Origin of the sequence: Paenibacillus sp. OSY-SE, assembly GCF_000283315.1 — a bacterium.
Lineage (GTDB): Bacteria > Bacillota > Bacilli > Paenibacillales > Paenibacillaceae > Paenibacillus_B > Paenibacillus_B profundus.
Window position 1 is genome coordinate 77239 of the sequence record NZ_ALKF01000190.1, and the last position, 14983, is coordinate 92221.

General features: G+C 49.8%; 14 protein-coding genes. 3 read left to right on the forward strand and 11 right to left on the reverse strand.

Features of this window, described 5'->3' with window-relative positions:
* Positions 1-70 precede the first annotated feature (70 nt).
* A complete protein-coding gene (locus tag A372_RS0119280; RefSeq protein WP_019422533.1) occupies positions 71-532 on the reverse strand; it encodes an N-acetyltransferase in 462 nt (153 codons plus the stop codon).
* 192 nt (positions 533-724) lie between these two features.
* Between A372_RS0119280 and A372_RS0119285 the strand changes: the two genes are divergently transcribed.
* Positions 725-907 (forward strand): hypothetical protein, encoded by a 183-nt coding sequence (locus A372_RS0119285; RefSeq protein WP_019422534.1) that lies wholly within the window; start codon positions 725-727, stop codon positions 905-907.
* Between the two features lie 261 nt (positions 908-1168).
* On the opposite strand, the gene hemW is transcribed toward A372_RS0119285, so the two are convergent.
* The 6 genes from hemW to A372_RS0119315 form a co-directional block, all read right to left on the reverse strand.
* On the reverse strand, positions 1169-2371 hold the full coding sequence (gene hemW / locus A372_RS0119290) for a radical SAM family heme chaperone HemW (RefSeq protein WP_019422535.1): 1203 nt from the start codon (positions 2369-2371) through the stop codon (positions 1169-1171).
* Positions 2372-2473: 102 nt separating this feature from the next.
* Positions 2474-4291: a translation elongation factor 4 gene (lepA, locus tag A372_RS0119295; protein WP_019422536.1), complete on the reverse strand. Its 1818-nt coding sequence runs from the start codon at positions 4289-4291 to the stop codon at positions 2474-2476.
* Between the two features lie 135 nt (positions 4292-4426).
* Positions 4427-4867 (reverse strand): hypothetical protein, encoded by a 441-nt coding sequence (locus tag A372_RS0119300; RefSeq protein ID WP_019422537.1) that lies wholly within the window; start codon positions 4865-4867, stop codon positions 4427-4429.
* 18 nt (positions 4868-4885) lie between these two features.
* Positions 4886-6241 (reverse strand): stage II sporulation protein P, encoded by a 1356-nt coding sequence (locus A372_RS0119305; protein WP_019422538.1) that lies wholly within the window; start codon positions 6239-6241, stop codon positions 4886-4888.
* Between the two features lie 118 nt (positions 6242-6359).
* On the reverse strand, positions 6360-8144 hold the full coding sequence (locus tag A372_RS0119310) for a sensor histidine kinase (protein ID WP_019422539.1): 1785 nt from the start codon (positions 8142-8144) through the stop codon (positions 6360-6362).
* Positions 8141-8923, reverse strand: a complete 783-nt coding sequence (locus A372_RS0119315; protein WP_019422540.1) for a response regulator transcription factor — start codon at positions 8921-8923, stop codon at positions 8141-8143. The genes A372_RS0119310 and A372_RS0119315 overlap by 4 nt, the downstream gene beginning before the upstream one ends.
* 346 nt (positions 8924-9269) lie before the next feature.
* Between A372_RS0119315 and A372_RS0119320 the strand changes: the two genes are divergently transcribed.
* Complete coding sequence (locus A372_RS0119320; RefSeq protein WP_019422541.1) at positions 9270-10169, forward strand: M23 family metallopeptidase; 900 nt, start codon at positions 9270-9272, stop codon at positions 10167-10169.
* A 101-nt stretch (positions 10170-10270) separates the two neighbouring features.
* On the opposite strand, the gene gpr is transcribed toward A372_RS0119320, so the two are convergent.
* Complete coding sequence (gene gpr, locus A372_RS0119325; RefSeq protein ID WP_019422542.1) at positions 10271-11272, reverse strand: GPR endopeptidase; 1002 nt, start codon at positions 11270-11272, stop codon at positions 10271-10273.
* A gap of 243 nt (positions 11273-11515) precedes the next feature.
* Between gpr and rpsT the strand changes: the two genes are divergently transcribed.
* Positions 11516-11788 (forward strand): 30S ribosomal protein S20, encoded by a 273-nt coding sequence (gene rpsT / locus A372_RS0119330; RefSeq protein ID WP_019422543.1) that lies wholly within the window; start codon positions 11516-11518, stop codon positions 11786-11788.
* A 59-nt stretch (positions 11789-11847) separates the two neighbouring features.
* Here rpsT and holA read toward each other — a convergent pair whose 3' ends face one another.
* The 3 genes from holA to A372_RS0119345 form a co-directional block, all read right to left on the reverse strand.
* On the reverse strand, positions 11848-12897 hold the full coding sequence (holA, locus tag A372_RS0119335; protein ID WP_019422544.1) for a DNA polymerase III subunit delta: 1050 nt from the start codon (positions 12895-12897) through the stop codon (positions 11848-11850).
* Between the two features lie 257 nt (positions 12898-13154).
* Positions 13155-14420, reverse strand: coding sequence for an anti-sigma factor family protein (locus A372_RS0119340; protein ID WP_019422545.1), 1266 nt, complete (start codon positions 14418-14420; stop codon positions 13155-13157).
* Positions 14417-14965, reverse strand: coding sequence for an RNA polymerase sigma factor (locus A372_RS0119345; RefSeq protein ID WP_019422546.1), 549 nt, complete (start codon positions 14963-14965; stop codon positions 14417-14419). Before A372_RS0119345 ends, A372_RS0119340 begins: the two co-directional genes overlap by 4 nt.
* Positions 14966-14983: the final 18 nt, after the last annotated feature.

A 14983-nucleotide genomic window follows, 5' to 3' on the forward strand; every position in this document is an offset into this window, starting at 1 on the left:
GTTAGCACTCATCACAGTCGAGTGCTAACCGATATAACAAAAATACCAAACGGACAAGACGATTGTCAAGTCAGTTCAGTACTTTGAGGACAGCTATTTCATCGCAGCAATCCCGTTTTTTGCAATGAACGCAATCGGTCCATACTTTCTCCGGGAATATTTCTTTTTGCACAATGTCGAAACCATTCTTCTGAAAAAATTTGGCCTCGTACGTTAAAGCCATTACCTTGGGTATCGCTCGTTCTTTAGCTTCGGCGACAAGCTCGTCAACAAGCAATGAACCGATTCCCTTTCCTTTATGCCCCGGTGTAATGCCAAGCGAGCGAATTTCGACAAGGTCGCTGCCCAGTTGGCACAGTGAGCCGCAGCCTACCATTTGTCCGCCCAGCTCAGCGACGACGAAATACTCCAGTTGCTTCTCAAGTATGTCTCGGGAACGTGGAAGCATAATTCCTTGCTCTGCATAATGCTGTATAAGTTCAAACAACGTATCAATATCGTCTGGTTTCGCCTTTCTCACCATGGCAGTCATCGTACTTTCCCTCCGCGTGTGATGTAACTCACATAATATTCATGAATGAATATACATCATGATGCATAGTTTATCAAGGATTATTTTACCTGGGAGGCACTCCCCGTTCCGTTCGTTCCGATACATGTCTATCTTCAATCTGGATATACTAAGCGTAGCGATTTACATTAATAAGGTCAGGTGATTTCACTTATGAAAAAACGGATATCGCTATTAACTCTTTTTTTTACAGTGATTAGCACGATGATGGTCATTCCACAGTTATATCATCCTACTGCAAGTATGGTTATCGTCACCTTCATCGGCCTCTTATTCGGGTCGTTCTGCATGGCTTTTATGATCTCGCTATTGCTGCGGATGGTATTAAAGCGCTAAATCAATCAATAAATAACTCATCTTTCGTGCATTCTCCCCACAAACCATTACTATTTCACCAAAATAAATAATTAATAGCTTAACTGCTTATTTTCATAAGCAGCAACATAGTAAATAAAAAATGCCGCTGCACGATATTGTCTGCTCTTGAAGCAGCCTTCTATATCGTAACAGCGACATTTTTGTTGTTGACGTTATTCCGAACGCAGGTACAACCAACCTCCGTATTAAGCTATGACACTAACAGTTGCTCTCAACCGCTCACTTCTCGCCGCTCAACAACCCCACAAAGGAGCCGAATACATCGTTGCCGAACAGCAGCCCTTGCTCTGTCAAACGATACCCTTCCGATGTCACTTCAATTAATCCTTGCTTCAGCAGCCGTTTAAGCGGAGCAGCAAACACCTTGTCAAGCAGCGCGCCTCCGAACTGCTCCGCAAAGCGGTCACTGCTTACCCCTTCCAGCAAGCGCAAGCCGACCATCATGAAATCCTCCATCGCCTCGGCCTCATCTATGCAAAAAGTATCAAGGCGCGGCAACCCATTGTGGCATGCCTCCACATAAGGCGTAACCCCTTTAATGTTCAGATGCCGCTCTCTCTTCGTATAGCCGTGCGCACCCGCCCCGATACCATAATAATCTTCATTGCGCCAATAAGTCGTGTTATGTCGGCTCTCATATCCGGGCTTCGCAAAGTTGCTGATTTCGTACTGGTCGTACCCCGCCGCTTTCATGCGTTCCATAATGACCATGTACATTTCAAGCTCATCTTCTTCGCTAGGAAGCGGCAGCTCATTGCGGTGGTACATCGCATGGAACAGCGTATTTTCTTCCACCTTCAAGCTATAAATGGACAAATGCGGCAAATCGAGCTCCAACGCTTTCTCAACGCTATGCTCCAGCATCTCCACCGTCTGATTCGGCAGCCCGAACATCAGATCAATGGACATGTTGTCAAAGCCCGCTTTCTGCGCATTCTCAATACTGCGGTACACATCGTCCGTGTTATGAATCCTTCCAATTTCATGCAGCAGATTATTGTTGAATGACTGCACGCCGAAGCTTATCCGATTCACACCGCCTGCATGCATGACGCGCAGCTTCTCGAGATCCGTCGTGCCGGGATTGGCCTCCATGCTGAATTCAATCTGTTTACTCCAATTCGGGAACGCGTTCCGCACTGAATCGAGAAAATAGGCCATTTGATCTGGCTTCAAAACGGTAGGCGTTCCGCCACCGACGAAGATCGTGTCGATCTCATCTGGAGGACATTGCTCTACCGTATGCTTCATTTCTTGCTCCATCGCCCGCAAGTAGTCCATCACTGGCTGACCTTTCAGCACATAGGAGTTGAAATCACAGTAAAAGCATTTGTTCGTGCAAAATGGAATATGAATATACAGCGCACGTGGAGCATGAGCCGGATAAGGTTGTTGTTGTAATGAAGGTTGAATCGCCGACATGGCGAGAACCCTCCTTTCGCATCGCTATATCATGCACGATCTAAAAACACTTTTGGATCCGCATCTATTAAAAAGAGGAGGCGACCGCCTCCTCCCCTTTACTTATTTGTCATCAATTTTCAATACAGCCATGAACGCTTCCTGCGGCACCTCAACGCTGCCGACCTGCTTCATGCGCTTCTTCCCTTCTTTCTGCTTCTCCAGCAGCTTGCGCTTACGCGAAATGTCACCACCGTAACATTTCGCAAGCACGTTCTTGCGCATTGCTTTAACCGTTTCCCGAGCCATGATCTTCGTTCCGACAGCTGCTTGTATTGGCACCTCGAACATTTGGCGCGGAATCAGTTCACGCAGCTTCTCGCAAATCAACTTGCCGCGATGATGTGAACGGTCACGGTGCACGATGACGGACAAAGCGTCAACCTGCTCTCCATTCAACAAAATATCCATCTTAACCAAGTTCGACTGGCGGTATCCTGACAGCTCATAATCGAAGGATGCATAGCCTTTCGTGTTTGATTTCAACTGGTCAAAGAAATCATAGACGATTTCTGCCAACGGAATCTGATATGTGATCGTGACACGCGTCGTGTCCAAATATTGCATATCCACAAACTCGCCGCGTTTTCCTTGGCACAGCTCCATAACAGCTCCGACAAAATCGTTCGGCACGATAATGGCAGCTTTGACATATGGCTCTTCGACGTACTCAAGCTTGCCCTGTTCCGGATAATTAGACGGATTATCGATGTCGAACGTAGTGCCATTCGTCAGTGTAACGCGGTAAATTACGCTTGGTGCCGTCGTAATAAGCGGAATGTTGAATTCACGCTCGATGCGCTCTTGGATAATTTCCATATGCAGCAAGCCTAGAAATCCACAGCGGAAACCAAAGCCGAGCGCGGAAGACGTTTCCGGCTCAAACGTGAGCGAAGCGTCGTTCAATTGCAGCTTCTCGAGCGCTTCCCTCAAGTCATTGTAATCCGATGTCTCAATCGGATACAGACCGCAGAATACCATCGGGTTAATACGGCGATAGCCAGGCAGCGGTTCCACTGTCGGCTTCTTCGCGTCCGTCACCGTATCACCGACACGAGTGTCGCCGACGTTCTTGATGCCTGCCACGATAAAGCCGACATCCCCGACGTTCAGTTCGTCCACGATCGTCATGCTCGGCTTAAAGGCGCCGACCTCGATTACCTCGAACGTCTTGCCTGTCGCCATCATCTTGATCTTGCTGCCGGAGCGGATGGCTCCATCCACGACGCGCACGTAGACAATAACGCCTTTGTAAGGATCGTAGTGCGAGTCGAATATGAGCGCCTTCAGCGGCTCTTCTGGATTACCCGTCGGCGATGGCACCTTCTGGACGACCTGTTCCAATATTTCCTTAATGCCGATGCCCGCTTTGGCAGAAGCATGCACCGCTTCCGAGCAATCGAGACCGATCACTTCTTCGATCTCCTGCTTGACGCGATCCGGCTCTGCACTTGGCAGGTCAATCTTATTGATGACCGGTATTATTTCGAGATCGTTGTCGAGCGCAAGATAGACGTTAGCCAATGTCTGCGCTTCGATGCCCTGTGCGGCGTCGACGACAAGCAAAGCGCCTTCGCACGCGGCCAAGCTGCGGGATACTTCATACGTGAAGTCGACGTGTCCCGGCGTGTCGATCAAGTTCAAAATATATTCCTCACCGTCGTCCGCCTTATAGTTCAAGCGGACCGCCTGCAACTTAATCGTAATGCCCCGTTCGCGCTCCAAGTCCATTTTGTCGAGCACTTGGGCTTGCATTTCACGGGACGTCAACGCCCCGGTGTATTCCAAAATTCGATCGGCAAGTGTAGACTTCCCGTGATCAATGTGCGCAATAATGCAAAAATTGCGAATTTTCTTTTGTCGTGACAGCAGTTCCGTCATTCGATTTCCATACCCCCACCACTGAGCCAAGTTTCAATTTATATATTATACCGAAATGAAGAGGCCTCAGCAATGGGAACGACATGATCCTCAACTTCCGCCACAAAATAACGTAACAAAAAGCCCGTTTATTTTTCAAAATAGTCCGCTAAACAGCCCCACAACCGCGCGAATGCCTGCCTGAGACAAATGCTGCAGCAGCCCTGCCGTTTCGTCCGCCAGCTTGTTGACCGGTGCATCCTCCACCGGGGGAAGCCATGGAGAGTCAGACATATCATAACCATCATGTGTCACCGCGTCCCGGTTCGTGCCAGTCCTATCGTGTTGCTTCGTGCGCTCGCCGCTGATTGGCTGTTCCACCTGGTTGCGCTGCGATTTCGGCTCAGACCACGGACTTACGCCTTCGTTGCCGCTCTCGTCCACACGCCAGGACGTAGACGCATTCACCGCCTCACGTCCCGCATCCATCGGTCCATACACCCGATCCATCCCCACCGAAGCGACTTCCATCCCAATGAAGACTCCAAGCGCTAGCAGCACGATCATGCCGATAAGCTGTTTCATGTAACGCGACATTGGTACGCGGCCTCCCCGTTATCCATTCGCCCCAGCGGACGTCTGCTGCTGTTTCTTGAGGACGGTCTTGCGGTCGACAGCTTTGTTCTCTGCCGGCTTGGGCACCTTTGGCACTGGCTTGTTCACTGGCTTCGCTTCTGTAAGATCCCGAACGATTTCCGCGATTAAATCGGCGAGCACATCCGCTGTGCGATAAGACTCTTCCAACGTATTATCGATGCCGCCAACTTCAATAACTACGCTATTAGGCGACAATGATTGATTGTATTCCCCATTGCCCTGAGCCGCTGACTTGCCCCATATTCCGCGGGAAATTCCGGGATATCGATCTTCCAGCTTCTCATGGATTTCACTTGCGAAGCTTTCGTTCTCTTTCCAATTCGGATTGCGGTGACCGATAATAAAGTACACCTGCGCGTATGATTTTCCTTTGATTTCAACCGTTGAATCTTTACGGCGCAGCGCATCGCGATGAATATCAAAGAAAAATTGCAGCTCTTTATTTTGAGCCATCGCTTCTTTTACTGTTTGTTTAGAGTATTTGTAAGACATATTCCAGTTATACCCTTTTATCGATGAAGAGTAATCTTCGTTGGAATGGACAGCTCCGATGCCCTGCTTCTCCAGTTGCTCCTGCAGCCGCTTGCCCACTAGCGTAATGTTTGTCTTCGCATCGTTCGGGTTGCTGCTTTGTTTTTCTAGCTCAGGATTCCACGATTCCCGATTGTGTGAATGATAGATGAAGACATAATTGTTTAAATTGGTCTTGGATTTTCCTGAATTGTCCTGACCTTTATTTGACTCCGGCTTCGTCGGCGGCCGCACTGTTTCTGCACCTTGTCCATTTCCTTTGCCTCCCGGTACTTGATCGCCTTGGTCCGGTCCGTTCGTCGGCTCCCCTCCGTGTTCATCTGGATGCTTATCCCCCAGGTTAGCGGGCAACGGATAATCTTCCGGTCCCTTCACCGCTTGATTTCCTACACCAAGCCGAAGTGGAATCGCCGCATCCCGGTCGAGCCCGGGAACCTCGCCCGCCAGTAAACTTTTCGGGTCGAACGGATTGACATTCGTCGCCAGTTGGACGAGAAATTGAGCAACCTGATTGCGAGAAAGCGATGCTTCCCCTTCGCCTTTGGGCAGCTTAGGCATTTCCATTGCCATCATATCTACAAAAAAACGAGTGGAAAGCTGTGCCGCGACACCCTTCATGGACGACAGCGGGGAGGATTCCAGCTTCTGCTCCACCAATCCGCCCAGACCGAGCACAATGAAAAAAACAGCCGAACCGATAGACAATAACACAAACGTTCGTCCCATCACGAGCGCCTGCATCCATTTTTGCTTCAGCTTCCCAACATTAAATATCCGAAACATGCGATGTCCTCCTCCACCTGCTGTCCCTCTCTAACTGCAAGCAACAACCGCGCTTCATGCTGTATTTAAGAGAGTGCATTTAGTAGAATCTATGAGGACAATCTATGAAGTAGAACTATTACATTTGAGAGTCTATTAATTCATGTTGAACAACCTCTAGTAAAAAATGAAAAGCGATGAGCGTTCCGCCGCCTAATGTGCTGCTAGCCTCCACTGAGCCACCGTGAGCTTCGACGAGCTGCTTCGTAATCGCCAATCCAAGCCCGCTCCCCTTCGCTGTCTCGTCTGTGGTCCTACCGCGGTAGTACCGGGTAAACAACCGTTTCAATGTGTTCGCGTCCATTCCTTTGCCGTTATCAGTGAAGCTGAGCGTCAGCTTGTTATCTTCCGTCATTAATTCCACCTTCAACTTCGTTCCAGGCGGATTATGCAAGAAGGCATTCATACATACATTGTCCACCATGCGGCGGAAATAACGCGTATCAATCTTAAAGAGAACTTCCTGCTCGGGGAAGAAGGTTTCGAACTCCGCTTCGGATAATTGCGGGAGCACAAATATGTCCTGGAGCGTCTCGGTTAACCAATGACGTATATCTATCAGTTCGCACTGCAGCGGCAGACTCCCGCTCTGGAGCTGATACGTCAAATTGAGATCCTGTATCAGATCGTCCATCATCTCCGCTTTTTGCTTCATGATGTTTACAAATTCTGACGCTTCTTCCGGTTCCCAAGCGTATTCTTTTGCGCTTAGCAAATGCGCATAACCGATAATGGACGCAAGTGGCGTCTTCAAGTCATGTGATAGTCCCGCCAGCCACTCCTCCCTGTACGTTTCGTGCCTTATCCGCTCTTCATCAGCGCTCTTTAAGCGCAAGGCCATCTGATGCAGTGACTGCATAATATCCCCATATATGCGGTAATTCCGCTTCAACTTCCCATTTTTCCGTTCCGAATGGGGGATTCCGCGCGTATTGACCGGCTCCTCATAATGTCCCGATGATATGCTCTCGGTCCATTTCATGACATGCTGCAACGGCCGGGCAAGACGCGAGCTTTGCCACCACGCCATCATAATAAATACGAATAGCATAAATGCCACAGTGCCGGCAATGGCTATCACAAACAGCTGATCATAGGATTCAATCGTAAATCCCGCCGCCTTCACTCCTGGAACCGAAGACGAAAATGGCATGTGCAGCAGCCATGTCTCGCGCGATGCCGTATCATAGCGGTAGGCCACGCGCTGTCCGTAGCGCTCTTCATACATCGTCTGCATGACGATATCCTGCAACGAGTACCGATTAGGCGCGTCTTCCGGCTTGTTCCACGAAGCGAGCTCCATACCGTCTGCATCCAGCCTTTGCACCCATGCTTGATGCTTCTCCAGCATAGTCTCAAGAGCATCTGCTCCATCGCCGGTGTCTCCGCTGCGTGCTGCGAGCCACGTTTCCAGCAGCCTCTCATCCTTCGGATTTACGCCGTACAGCAGTGTGACGGCACGATTATCCAGCTGCTTGATGTAAATATATAAATCATATGGGAACGGACTCTTACCCTGCGCGTAGGCGGCAACCTCACCGGCCGAGTAATGCGTTGGCACATCGGATGGCGTCTCAAAAGATTTGAGAACATTCCCTTCCTCATCGATGAGTTGCATCCAACCACCGCTCGCTCTCACCTGATCCTGCAGTTCGTCATCCCATCGCACATTTCCATGCAGGTCCATCGACAAAGACTCGGATACTTGGTTCGGACCATGTCGAGCAAAGCTCCGATTCAGATCGAGCGCTATCATGCGATCGGCCACCCATAAGAAGGCGGCGAACACCGTACAGAGCAGCACCGCTCCGACTACAAGCCACTGCCAACCGTAATGCCAAGCCAGCCTTCTGCTCGTCTTCATCTTCCTTCACCTTCTGTTGACGATGAGATCAGGCGTACTGGAATCGCTTTGGCCGGCGGAACAAGCTTATAGCCCATGCCGCGCACGGTAACCAGAACTTCAGGCTGGCTCGGATTGGCTTCGATGCGTTCCCGAATGCGATGGATGTGCACCATCACCGTATTATCATCGCTTACCGCATCGTGTCCCCACACGCTTTCATACAGTTCGCTTTTAGAGAAAATCCGGTTCGGATGCTTGCATAAAAACAAGAGCAGCTGAAATACCATCGCCGGACACTCAACCGGTCTGCCCTCCACCCTTAATTCTCCAGCTGCTTCATCTAGTTGAAACCGCCCGCATTGATATACGGTTAGGTCCGGTTCACGCCGCTTGTCCGCTTGGCTGTTCACAACGGCCATATAACGTTTCAACTGCGCCTTGATGCGCGCAACGAGCTCCAGCGGGTTGAACGGCTTCGTCATGTAGTCGTCGCCTCCTAAGGCGAAGCCTGTCAGCTTATCCAAATCCGTCGTGCGCGCCGTAACGAATATAATCGGGGCATCCGTCTGCTCCCGAATGAATGGAGCAAGCTCAAAGCCGCTTTTGCCAGGTAGCATAACATCCAGCACAACCAGATCAACAGGCTGGCTGCGGCAGCAGTGAACCGCCTCTTCCCCTGTCGCCACGCAAGTTATATGAGTAAAGCCTTCCTTTTGCAGGACGGTGTGCACCATTTTGCTTAAAGCTGCTTCATCTTCCACAATTAAGATGTGTGCTGCTCGAATATCTGTTTCCATCAGAGTTCTTCCTCTCTTTTCCCTCTCGCCTTCCATTCTATTCTATCATGTTCACCTTTCACGCCATTCAACGCTATCTTAACGGAACCTTAACAGATTCGTATTTAGAAGCCTTTCTCGCATGAAAAGTTAAGAAAAGAATGGGCAGCGGTTACGGCTCCGTTCAAGCTGGCCCATTATGATGAAGATAGTGCAGTGATTACCCTTATGAGGGTAGTGACGCAAAGATGAGAGGATGATGGAAGTGAATTACCGTCTTACTATGTGCGTATTAGCATTAACGGTCTGTACTGGCCTCCTGACGACAGGCTGCTCATTTCAAGCCGAGAAGAAAGGAGAAACTGCAATGAAGGCGACACAAGCTCCAGCAGAATCGTCTGCGCCTTCCGCCGACATTTCACCGGAACAGATTGAGGACTGGATTAGAGACCATGACGCGGCCACACTGCATCAATGCTTATCCGCAAGCTTTCAACAGAAGGTGTCTCAACAAGAAGTGGAGCAGCAGCTGCAAAATTTTTGGAGTAAAGGGGAGACTCCGAAGCGATTGTCGAGCATGACACTGAATGGTGCAGACAAATACGTCTGGACGGACGCTGCCGGTCAGAAGGGAGTGATGGCAATGTTGGCGGACAATCAGATCATCTCCATGCAATTCATCCCGCTCGTCTCAGCGGAAACGGATCTTAAACCGACCACCAACAGCTATCGCATGCCATTTCAAGATAAATGGCTGGTGTTCTGGGGCGGCCGCAATGAGCTCATCAACTACCACTACGCTTACCCGAATCAACGCTATGCCTACGATCTAGTCATCACACATGACGGGTTCAGCTTTAAGGGCGATCCGACAAAGAACGAAAGCTACTATGCATTCGGTCAGCCTGTCGTCGCCCCGCTCGAGGGAAAAGTTGTCGACGTCGTCAACGATATTCCTGATAATTATCCGGTCGGACAGATGAATGAGCAGCAGCCAGAAGGAAATTATGTCATTCTGGATCACGGAAATGACGAATACAGTCTGCTTGCGCATTTCAAGCAAGGCACGATCCAGGTGAAGCAAGGCGATGTCGTGAAGGCAGGGCAACTGCTAGGGGAGTGCGGCAACTCTGGCAATTCAAGTGAAGCCCACATTCATTTTCAAGTATCTGATGCGCCTTCCCTGACGAAGGGCATGTCCATACCGATTCAATTCGAACATGATGCAGACCCTCTTCAAGGGGATGTAATTCGGGGGCAATCTTAATCTACTTTGATTTCATGCAATGCTACATTGTTCCCGGCAGCCTAAAGACGCCTGCTCGATACAGGCGTCAGGCTGTTGAGAAGCCTTTTTAATCACCAACGTTAATGCGTATATGCCGCCACATTATCCGTATCAACTGCTTCGTGCAATGAAGCATTGAGCCCGCTGGCAATAATGTTCGCCATATCCTCCATAAATTCATCGACTTCCTTCGGCGTTACGACGAGATCATGACCAAGCGGCTCCAGCACTTCCTTCACCAGCATCAGCCTCTCCTGCTCCCCGATATCGTCCAGCATTCCGAGAATCTCCCGTGTATTGTTCGTTTCCTGCTTAAAATGCTCCTTCATCATATCAATGGCGTTGTTCACGATCGTGGAAGCATAGCAGACGGTCGGCACTCCGATCGCAATGCACGGGATGCCGAGAATGTCCTTAGTCAGGCCGCGCCTTTTGTTGCCAATGCCTGAACCGGGGTGGATGCCGATATCGGCAATCTGAATCGTCGTATTGACACGTTCCAGCGCCTTCGAGGCAAGCGCATCGATTGCGATGATGACGTCAGGCTTCGTCCGTTCCACAATCCCTTGGACAATTTCGCTGGATTCAATGCCTGTCACGCCCAATACACCCGGCGCGACAGCACTGACTTCCCGGTATCCCGGGCTCACTTGGTCTGGCATAATTTCAAAGTAGTGGCGAGTTACCAACACATTTTCCACGACTAATGGGCCAAGGGCATCCGGCGTAACGTTCCAGTTGCCCAGACCGACGATAAGCGCCTTGTCGCCCTTCTTCACTCCTACTTCCTCCAGAAACGCTTCAAATAGCTGCGCAAATTTCGTCGCGACACGATCCTGCAGGTCAGTATCTTTGCGCCGTAATCCCGGCACTTCAATCGTAATATAGCGCCCAGGCATTCGTCCGATGGCACGAGAGCCTTCCTCCGTCTGGACGTGTATTCTCGTCACCTTTACCCCGCGAACGTCTTCTACGTCCTCCTGAACTCCGGGAATGGGTACGGCAGCGTCCGGTTGCGCCAGTTCTCTGGCTTCCAGCGCCAAGTCCGTTCGCACTGAGTAAGCTCTTAAATCCGCAGTCATAGGCATTATCCTCCCATTTGAACATATCTTGCTTTGTATTGTGTGCAAGGAAAGAAATCTTATACGATTTCCTTCTGATGTAAACGACTTCATGTTCATATATAGGCATATGTAAACCAAGGTAAATGTATTGCATTTTGCCGTTCGTCATGATAGAATACTTTAAGTTGTGAATCTATTTCTTTACACATCCTATTGAAATTGATTCTGTTGTCGCACTACGATGCAACGGAGGTGAAAGCAATGCCAAACATTAAATCCGCTGTTAAACGCGTGAAATCAAACGACAAGCGTCGTATGTTGAACGCTTCCCAAAAGTCTGCACTTCGCACAGCTGTGAAAGCAGCTGACATCTCTTTGGCGAATAACGAAGCTGAAACAGCTAAAGCAGCTGTCGCTTTGGCTTCTAAGAAATTGGATAAGGCTGTGACAAAAGGCCTAGTCCACAAAAATGCGGCTGCCCGCAAAAAGTCTCGCTTGGCACAAAAATTGAACGCTCTGCTTGCGCAAGCGTAAGCCCGAGCCTTTCATACTTAGCTTGAAGCGAAGAAGCCCGGAGATAAACGCATATGCGCTTATCTCCGGGCTTCTTTCATCTGACTGGATACGCCGGCAGCTATCCGCATGATGAACAGCTCCAAGCCAAGCGCCTTCTCCACGCGCCCTGACTTCATCTCATAATCAAGCTCTGCCGCTTCCGCAATCCAGTTGGACAATACCGCTATATCATATTGCCGGGCTTGTTCTGCAGCCATCTTGACCGCGTACGGATGCAAGCCGAGCTGAGATGCTGCCTGCTGCTGGCTGAAGCTTTGGTTGGTCAGTTCTTTGACCTGCATCATCATTCTCAACTGGCGCACGATCAGTGCCATTATCTTAATCGGCTCTTCCTTTTGCTTCAGCAGCTCATATAAGGTGGCAAGCGCGCGATCGGCACGCCGACGCACAATATCCTCCACGAGCTGAAACACATTTTGCTCCGTATTTTTAGCAATGAGGCGATCCACAGTTGGGACGTCGATAATGCCGCCCGCCCCGGCAAACAGACAGCACTTTTCTATTTCTGCGGATAGAGACTGCAAATTAGTGCCAGCACTGTTGAGCAAAGCTTCGACTGCATCATCTGCTATCGAGCATTGATTGCTCTCGATTTGCTTTTTCACCCATCGCACCAATTCTTCCGCACTTAGAGGCAGAAACGGCAGAACTGCCCCCTCAGCCTTCGCTTTCTTTACCGTCTTTTTCCGTTCGTCCAACTTGTCCGCTTGCACGAGAAATACGATAATACTTGTTTCCATCGGTTGATCCATGTACTCAAGCAGGCGCTCCGTACGATGATCGATTTTACCGTCTTTACCCGCTGCGAAAATGCTCTGATCCTTAACGAGAATACATTTGCGCGCCACTAGAAATGGAAGCGTCTCCGCCTCTTCAATCACCAGTTCAATCGGAGATTCTCCGGTGTCCATTTTCGTCACGGCCAATTCGCGGTTCTCTTCCTCTACGGTATGTTGGACAAGGAATTGAACAAACTCTTGCATTCGATATTTCTCCGTCCCGTACAGCACATATATGGAACGCGGATTGCCCCGCTGTATTTCTTTCATAGCAGATTTTACATCCACCGTGATGCCTCCCCTCACATTTCCGAACCTCATCATAGCAAATTTTGCAGCAAAAACAAAGGGACTCACGCAATCTTGAGCCAGATTACGAAGTCCCTCTGTCCCCTAACATCTATGATAAACGTCCGCAGTAAAGCTCTAGAAACTTCCTGCGAACGGTCATACGACGTACGGGAACGTCATTGCTTATATGCAATTCTAAAATACTATACGCAAGCAGCGTTACTTGTGTGCATGAATTGAAACTTTTTCGTATATCAAGGCGTCTCTTGGACCGTACCTTGAATCACATCCGGCTCCGATTCCGATTTTGCCCCTATCTCTGAAGCGGGCACCAAACTATCCTTCTGCACGGCATATTTGCTCTCTTGAGCGGTGCCATCTTCTGACACTGTTCTGACACCAATGCTCTTGCTGTCGGAGGACCATAAAATTTCGGTCGGCGTTCCGGCAAAAGCGAGCGTATGGACTTTACTCTGTTGATGATCCGCTACTTTATACAGAACCAATTGTCCGTTCTCCCACAGTACCATCCATTTGCCGTCCGGAGACGTCGCTTCCATCGATTGCTTCATGATGAAGTTCATGGAGTTGCTGTCACGATCTTTCACTGCGCCATCCGGGTCGGGACTCGTCGTCTCTCCTTTAACCTCTGGATCCTCATCAGCCGATATGCGCTTATCCTGCGGCGGATTGCCTGCAATTCCTTCATGCGCTTCTTGTCCAGCCGAGTTGTTGAACGCAGACGGTTCCTTTGGAGATTCAGTCTGTTTTTTGGACACGTCTTTCTTCAGCGGAGTCTTCACCGGCTTGTCGGCGCCAGTGCTCTGTCTATCTTTCTTCTGATCGGATACTTCCTTCTTCGCAGAATCAGCACTGTCATCCGGCGTCTGCGCCCCCACGACCGCCCTATCCTCCGGCTCCCGCGGTTCCTGCATCTTCGGCTCCGGCGTCGCGCTCTCCTTCGTCGGACTGGTCGTCATAGTTGTAGAATCAGCGGAATCGCTGGAGGAGGGAGCTTGTTGTTGAGAGTTCATCTCTGGGAAATCTCCAGCTTGCTCCGATATCGGCGGTTTAAATGTAATAATAAATAGACCGAACACAACTCCTGCAGCGATAACTGCGCTTGCCACACGCCAATTCTTGCGCTTAAACCAATGCTTGCGCCCCGGCGCAGCATGATCCGTCTGTTCTTGCTCCTCCCGCTGAACAGCCAGATCGTGTCCCTGTTCTGCGATTGGTATGGGCTGTTCATAGCGGGCAAGCGGAGCGACAGCGACCGCAGCCACCTGCTGCTCCAAATCAATTTGATCCAACTTCGGCATAATCGCATCAACCAGACTAAATCGCGGAGCGACCTTGGGGAGTTGAGCCAATTCTCCATGCAATTGTTCTAATCGTTCGGACATTTCAGCACAGGCGGGGCAACGGCTTACATGATCTGCCAGCAGGTTTTTTTCCGATGCATCCAGATCATGATCCAAATTGCGTTGTATCAGTTCCATCACCTCTGAACAGTTCATCCTCGCACACCACCTTTCTCATAATCTTGCAGCATCGTCTGCAGCTGTTGTCGGGCGCGGAATAAATAAGACTTCACCGTGTTAAGCGGCAAATTCATACTATCCGCTATTTCGTTGTAGGAGAAATCTTGCAGATACCGCAGGACGACGACAGCTCGATGATGTTCAGGCAGCCGGTCAATCGCAGCACGTATATCTTGAGCCGCATATGCGGATAAAACTTCTCTCTCTACACTCTGATCCCCAAGAAATACGAGGTTATGCTCATCGATGGATACAGTTGGCCGGGTTCGGCGAAATTTATCAATGCAAATGTTCGTTACGATCCGTTGTACCCATGTCTTAAATTGGGCCTTTTCCTCATAAGATTGAATTTTTGTATAAATCCGGATTAAAGCTTCTTGGGACGCGTCCAGTGCATCCTGCTCATTATTCAGAACATAATAAGCGGTACGATACACGTATTGTTCGATTTCGCGCAAAAGAGTGATTAGAGCGTCGCGATCGCCGGATTGGGCGGCTCGTATGAGTTCTGGCTCTACCACCTTGCTCCCCCTCTCTTG

Excerpts from the sequence above, each read along its gene's own strand:
- A372_RS0119310 (WP_019422539.1), bottom strand. The coding sequence starts at position 8,144 with ATGAAGACGAGCAGAAGGCTGGCTTGGCATTACGGTTGGCAGTGGCTT.
- A372_RS0119320 (WP_019422541.1), top strand. The coding sequence starts at position 9,270 with ATGAAGGCGACACAAGCTCCAGCAGAATCGTCTGCGCCTTCCGCCGAC.
- A372_RS0119315 (WP_019422540.1), bottom strand. The coding sequence starts at position 8,923 with ATGGAAACAGATATTCGAGCAGCACACATCTTAATTGTGGAAGATGAA.
- A372_RS0119340 (WP_019422545.1), bottom strand. The coding sequence starts at position 14,420 with ATGAACTGTTCAGAGGTGATGGAACTGATACAACGCAATTTGGATCAT.
- gpr (WP_019422542.1), bottom strand. The coding sequence starts at position 11,272 with ATGACTGCGGATTTAAGAGCTTACTCAGTGCGAACGGACTTGGCGCTG.
- hemW (WP_019422535.1), bottom strand. The coding sequence starts at position 2,371 with ATGTCGGCGATTCAACCTTCATTACAACAACAACCTTATCCGGCTCAT.
- A372_RS0119285 (WP_019422534.1), top strand. The coding sequence starts at position 725 with ATGAAAAAACGGATATCGCTATTAACTCTTTTTTTTACAGTGATTAGC.
- lepA (WP_019422536.1), bottom strand. The coding sequence starts at position 4,291 with ATGACGGAACTGCTGTCACGACAAAAGAAAATTCGCAATTTTTGCATT.
- A372_RS0119300 (WP_019422537.1), bottom strand. The coding sequence starts at position 4,867 with ATGTCGCGTTACATGAAACAGCTTATCGGCATGATCGTGCTGCTAGCG.
- A372_RS0119280 (WP_019422533.1), bottom strand. The coding sequence starts at position 532 with ATGACTGCCATGGTGAGAAAGGCGAAACCAGACGATATTGATACGTTG.
- rpsT (WP_019422543.1), top strand. The coding sequence starts at position 11,516 with ATGCCAAACATTAAATCCGCTGTTAAACGCGTGAAATCAAACGACAAG.
- A372_RS0119305 (WP_019422538.1), bottom strand. The coding sequence starts at position 6,241 with ATGTTTCGGATATTTAATGTTGGGAAGCTGAAGCAAAAATGGATGCAG.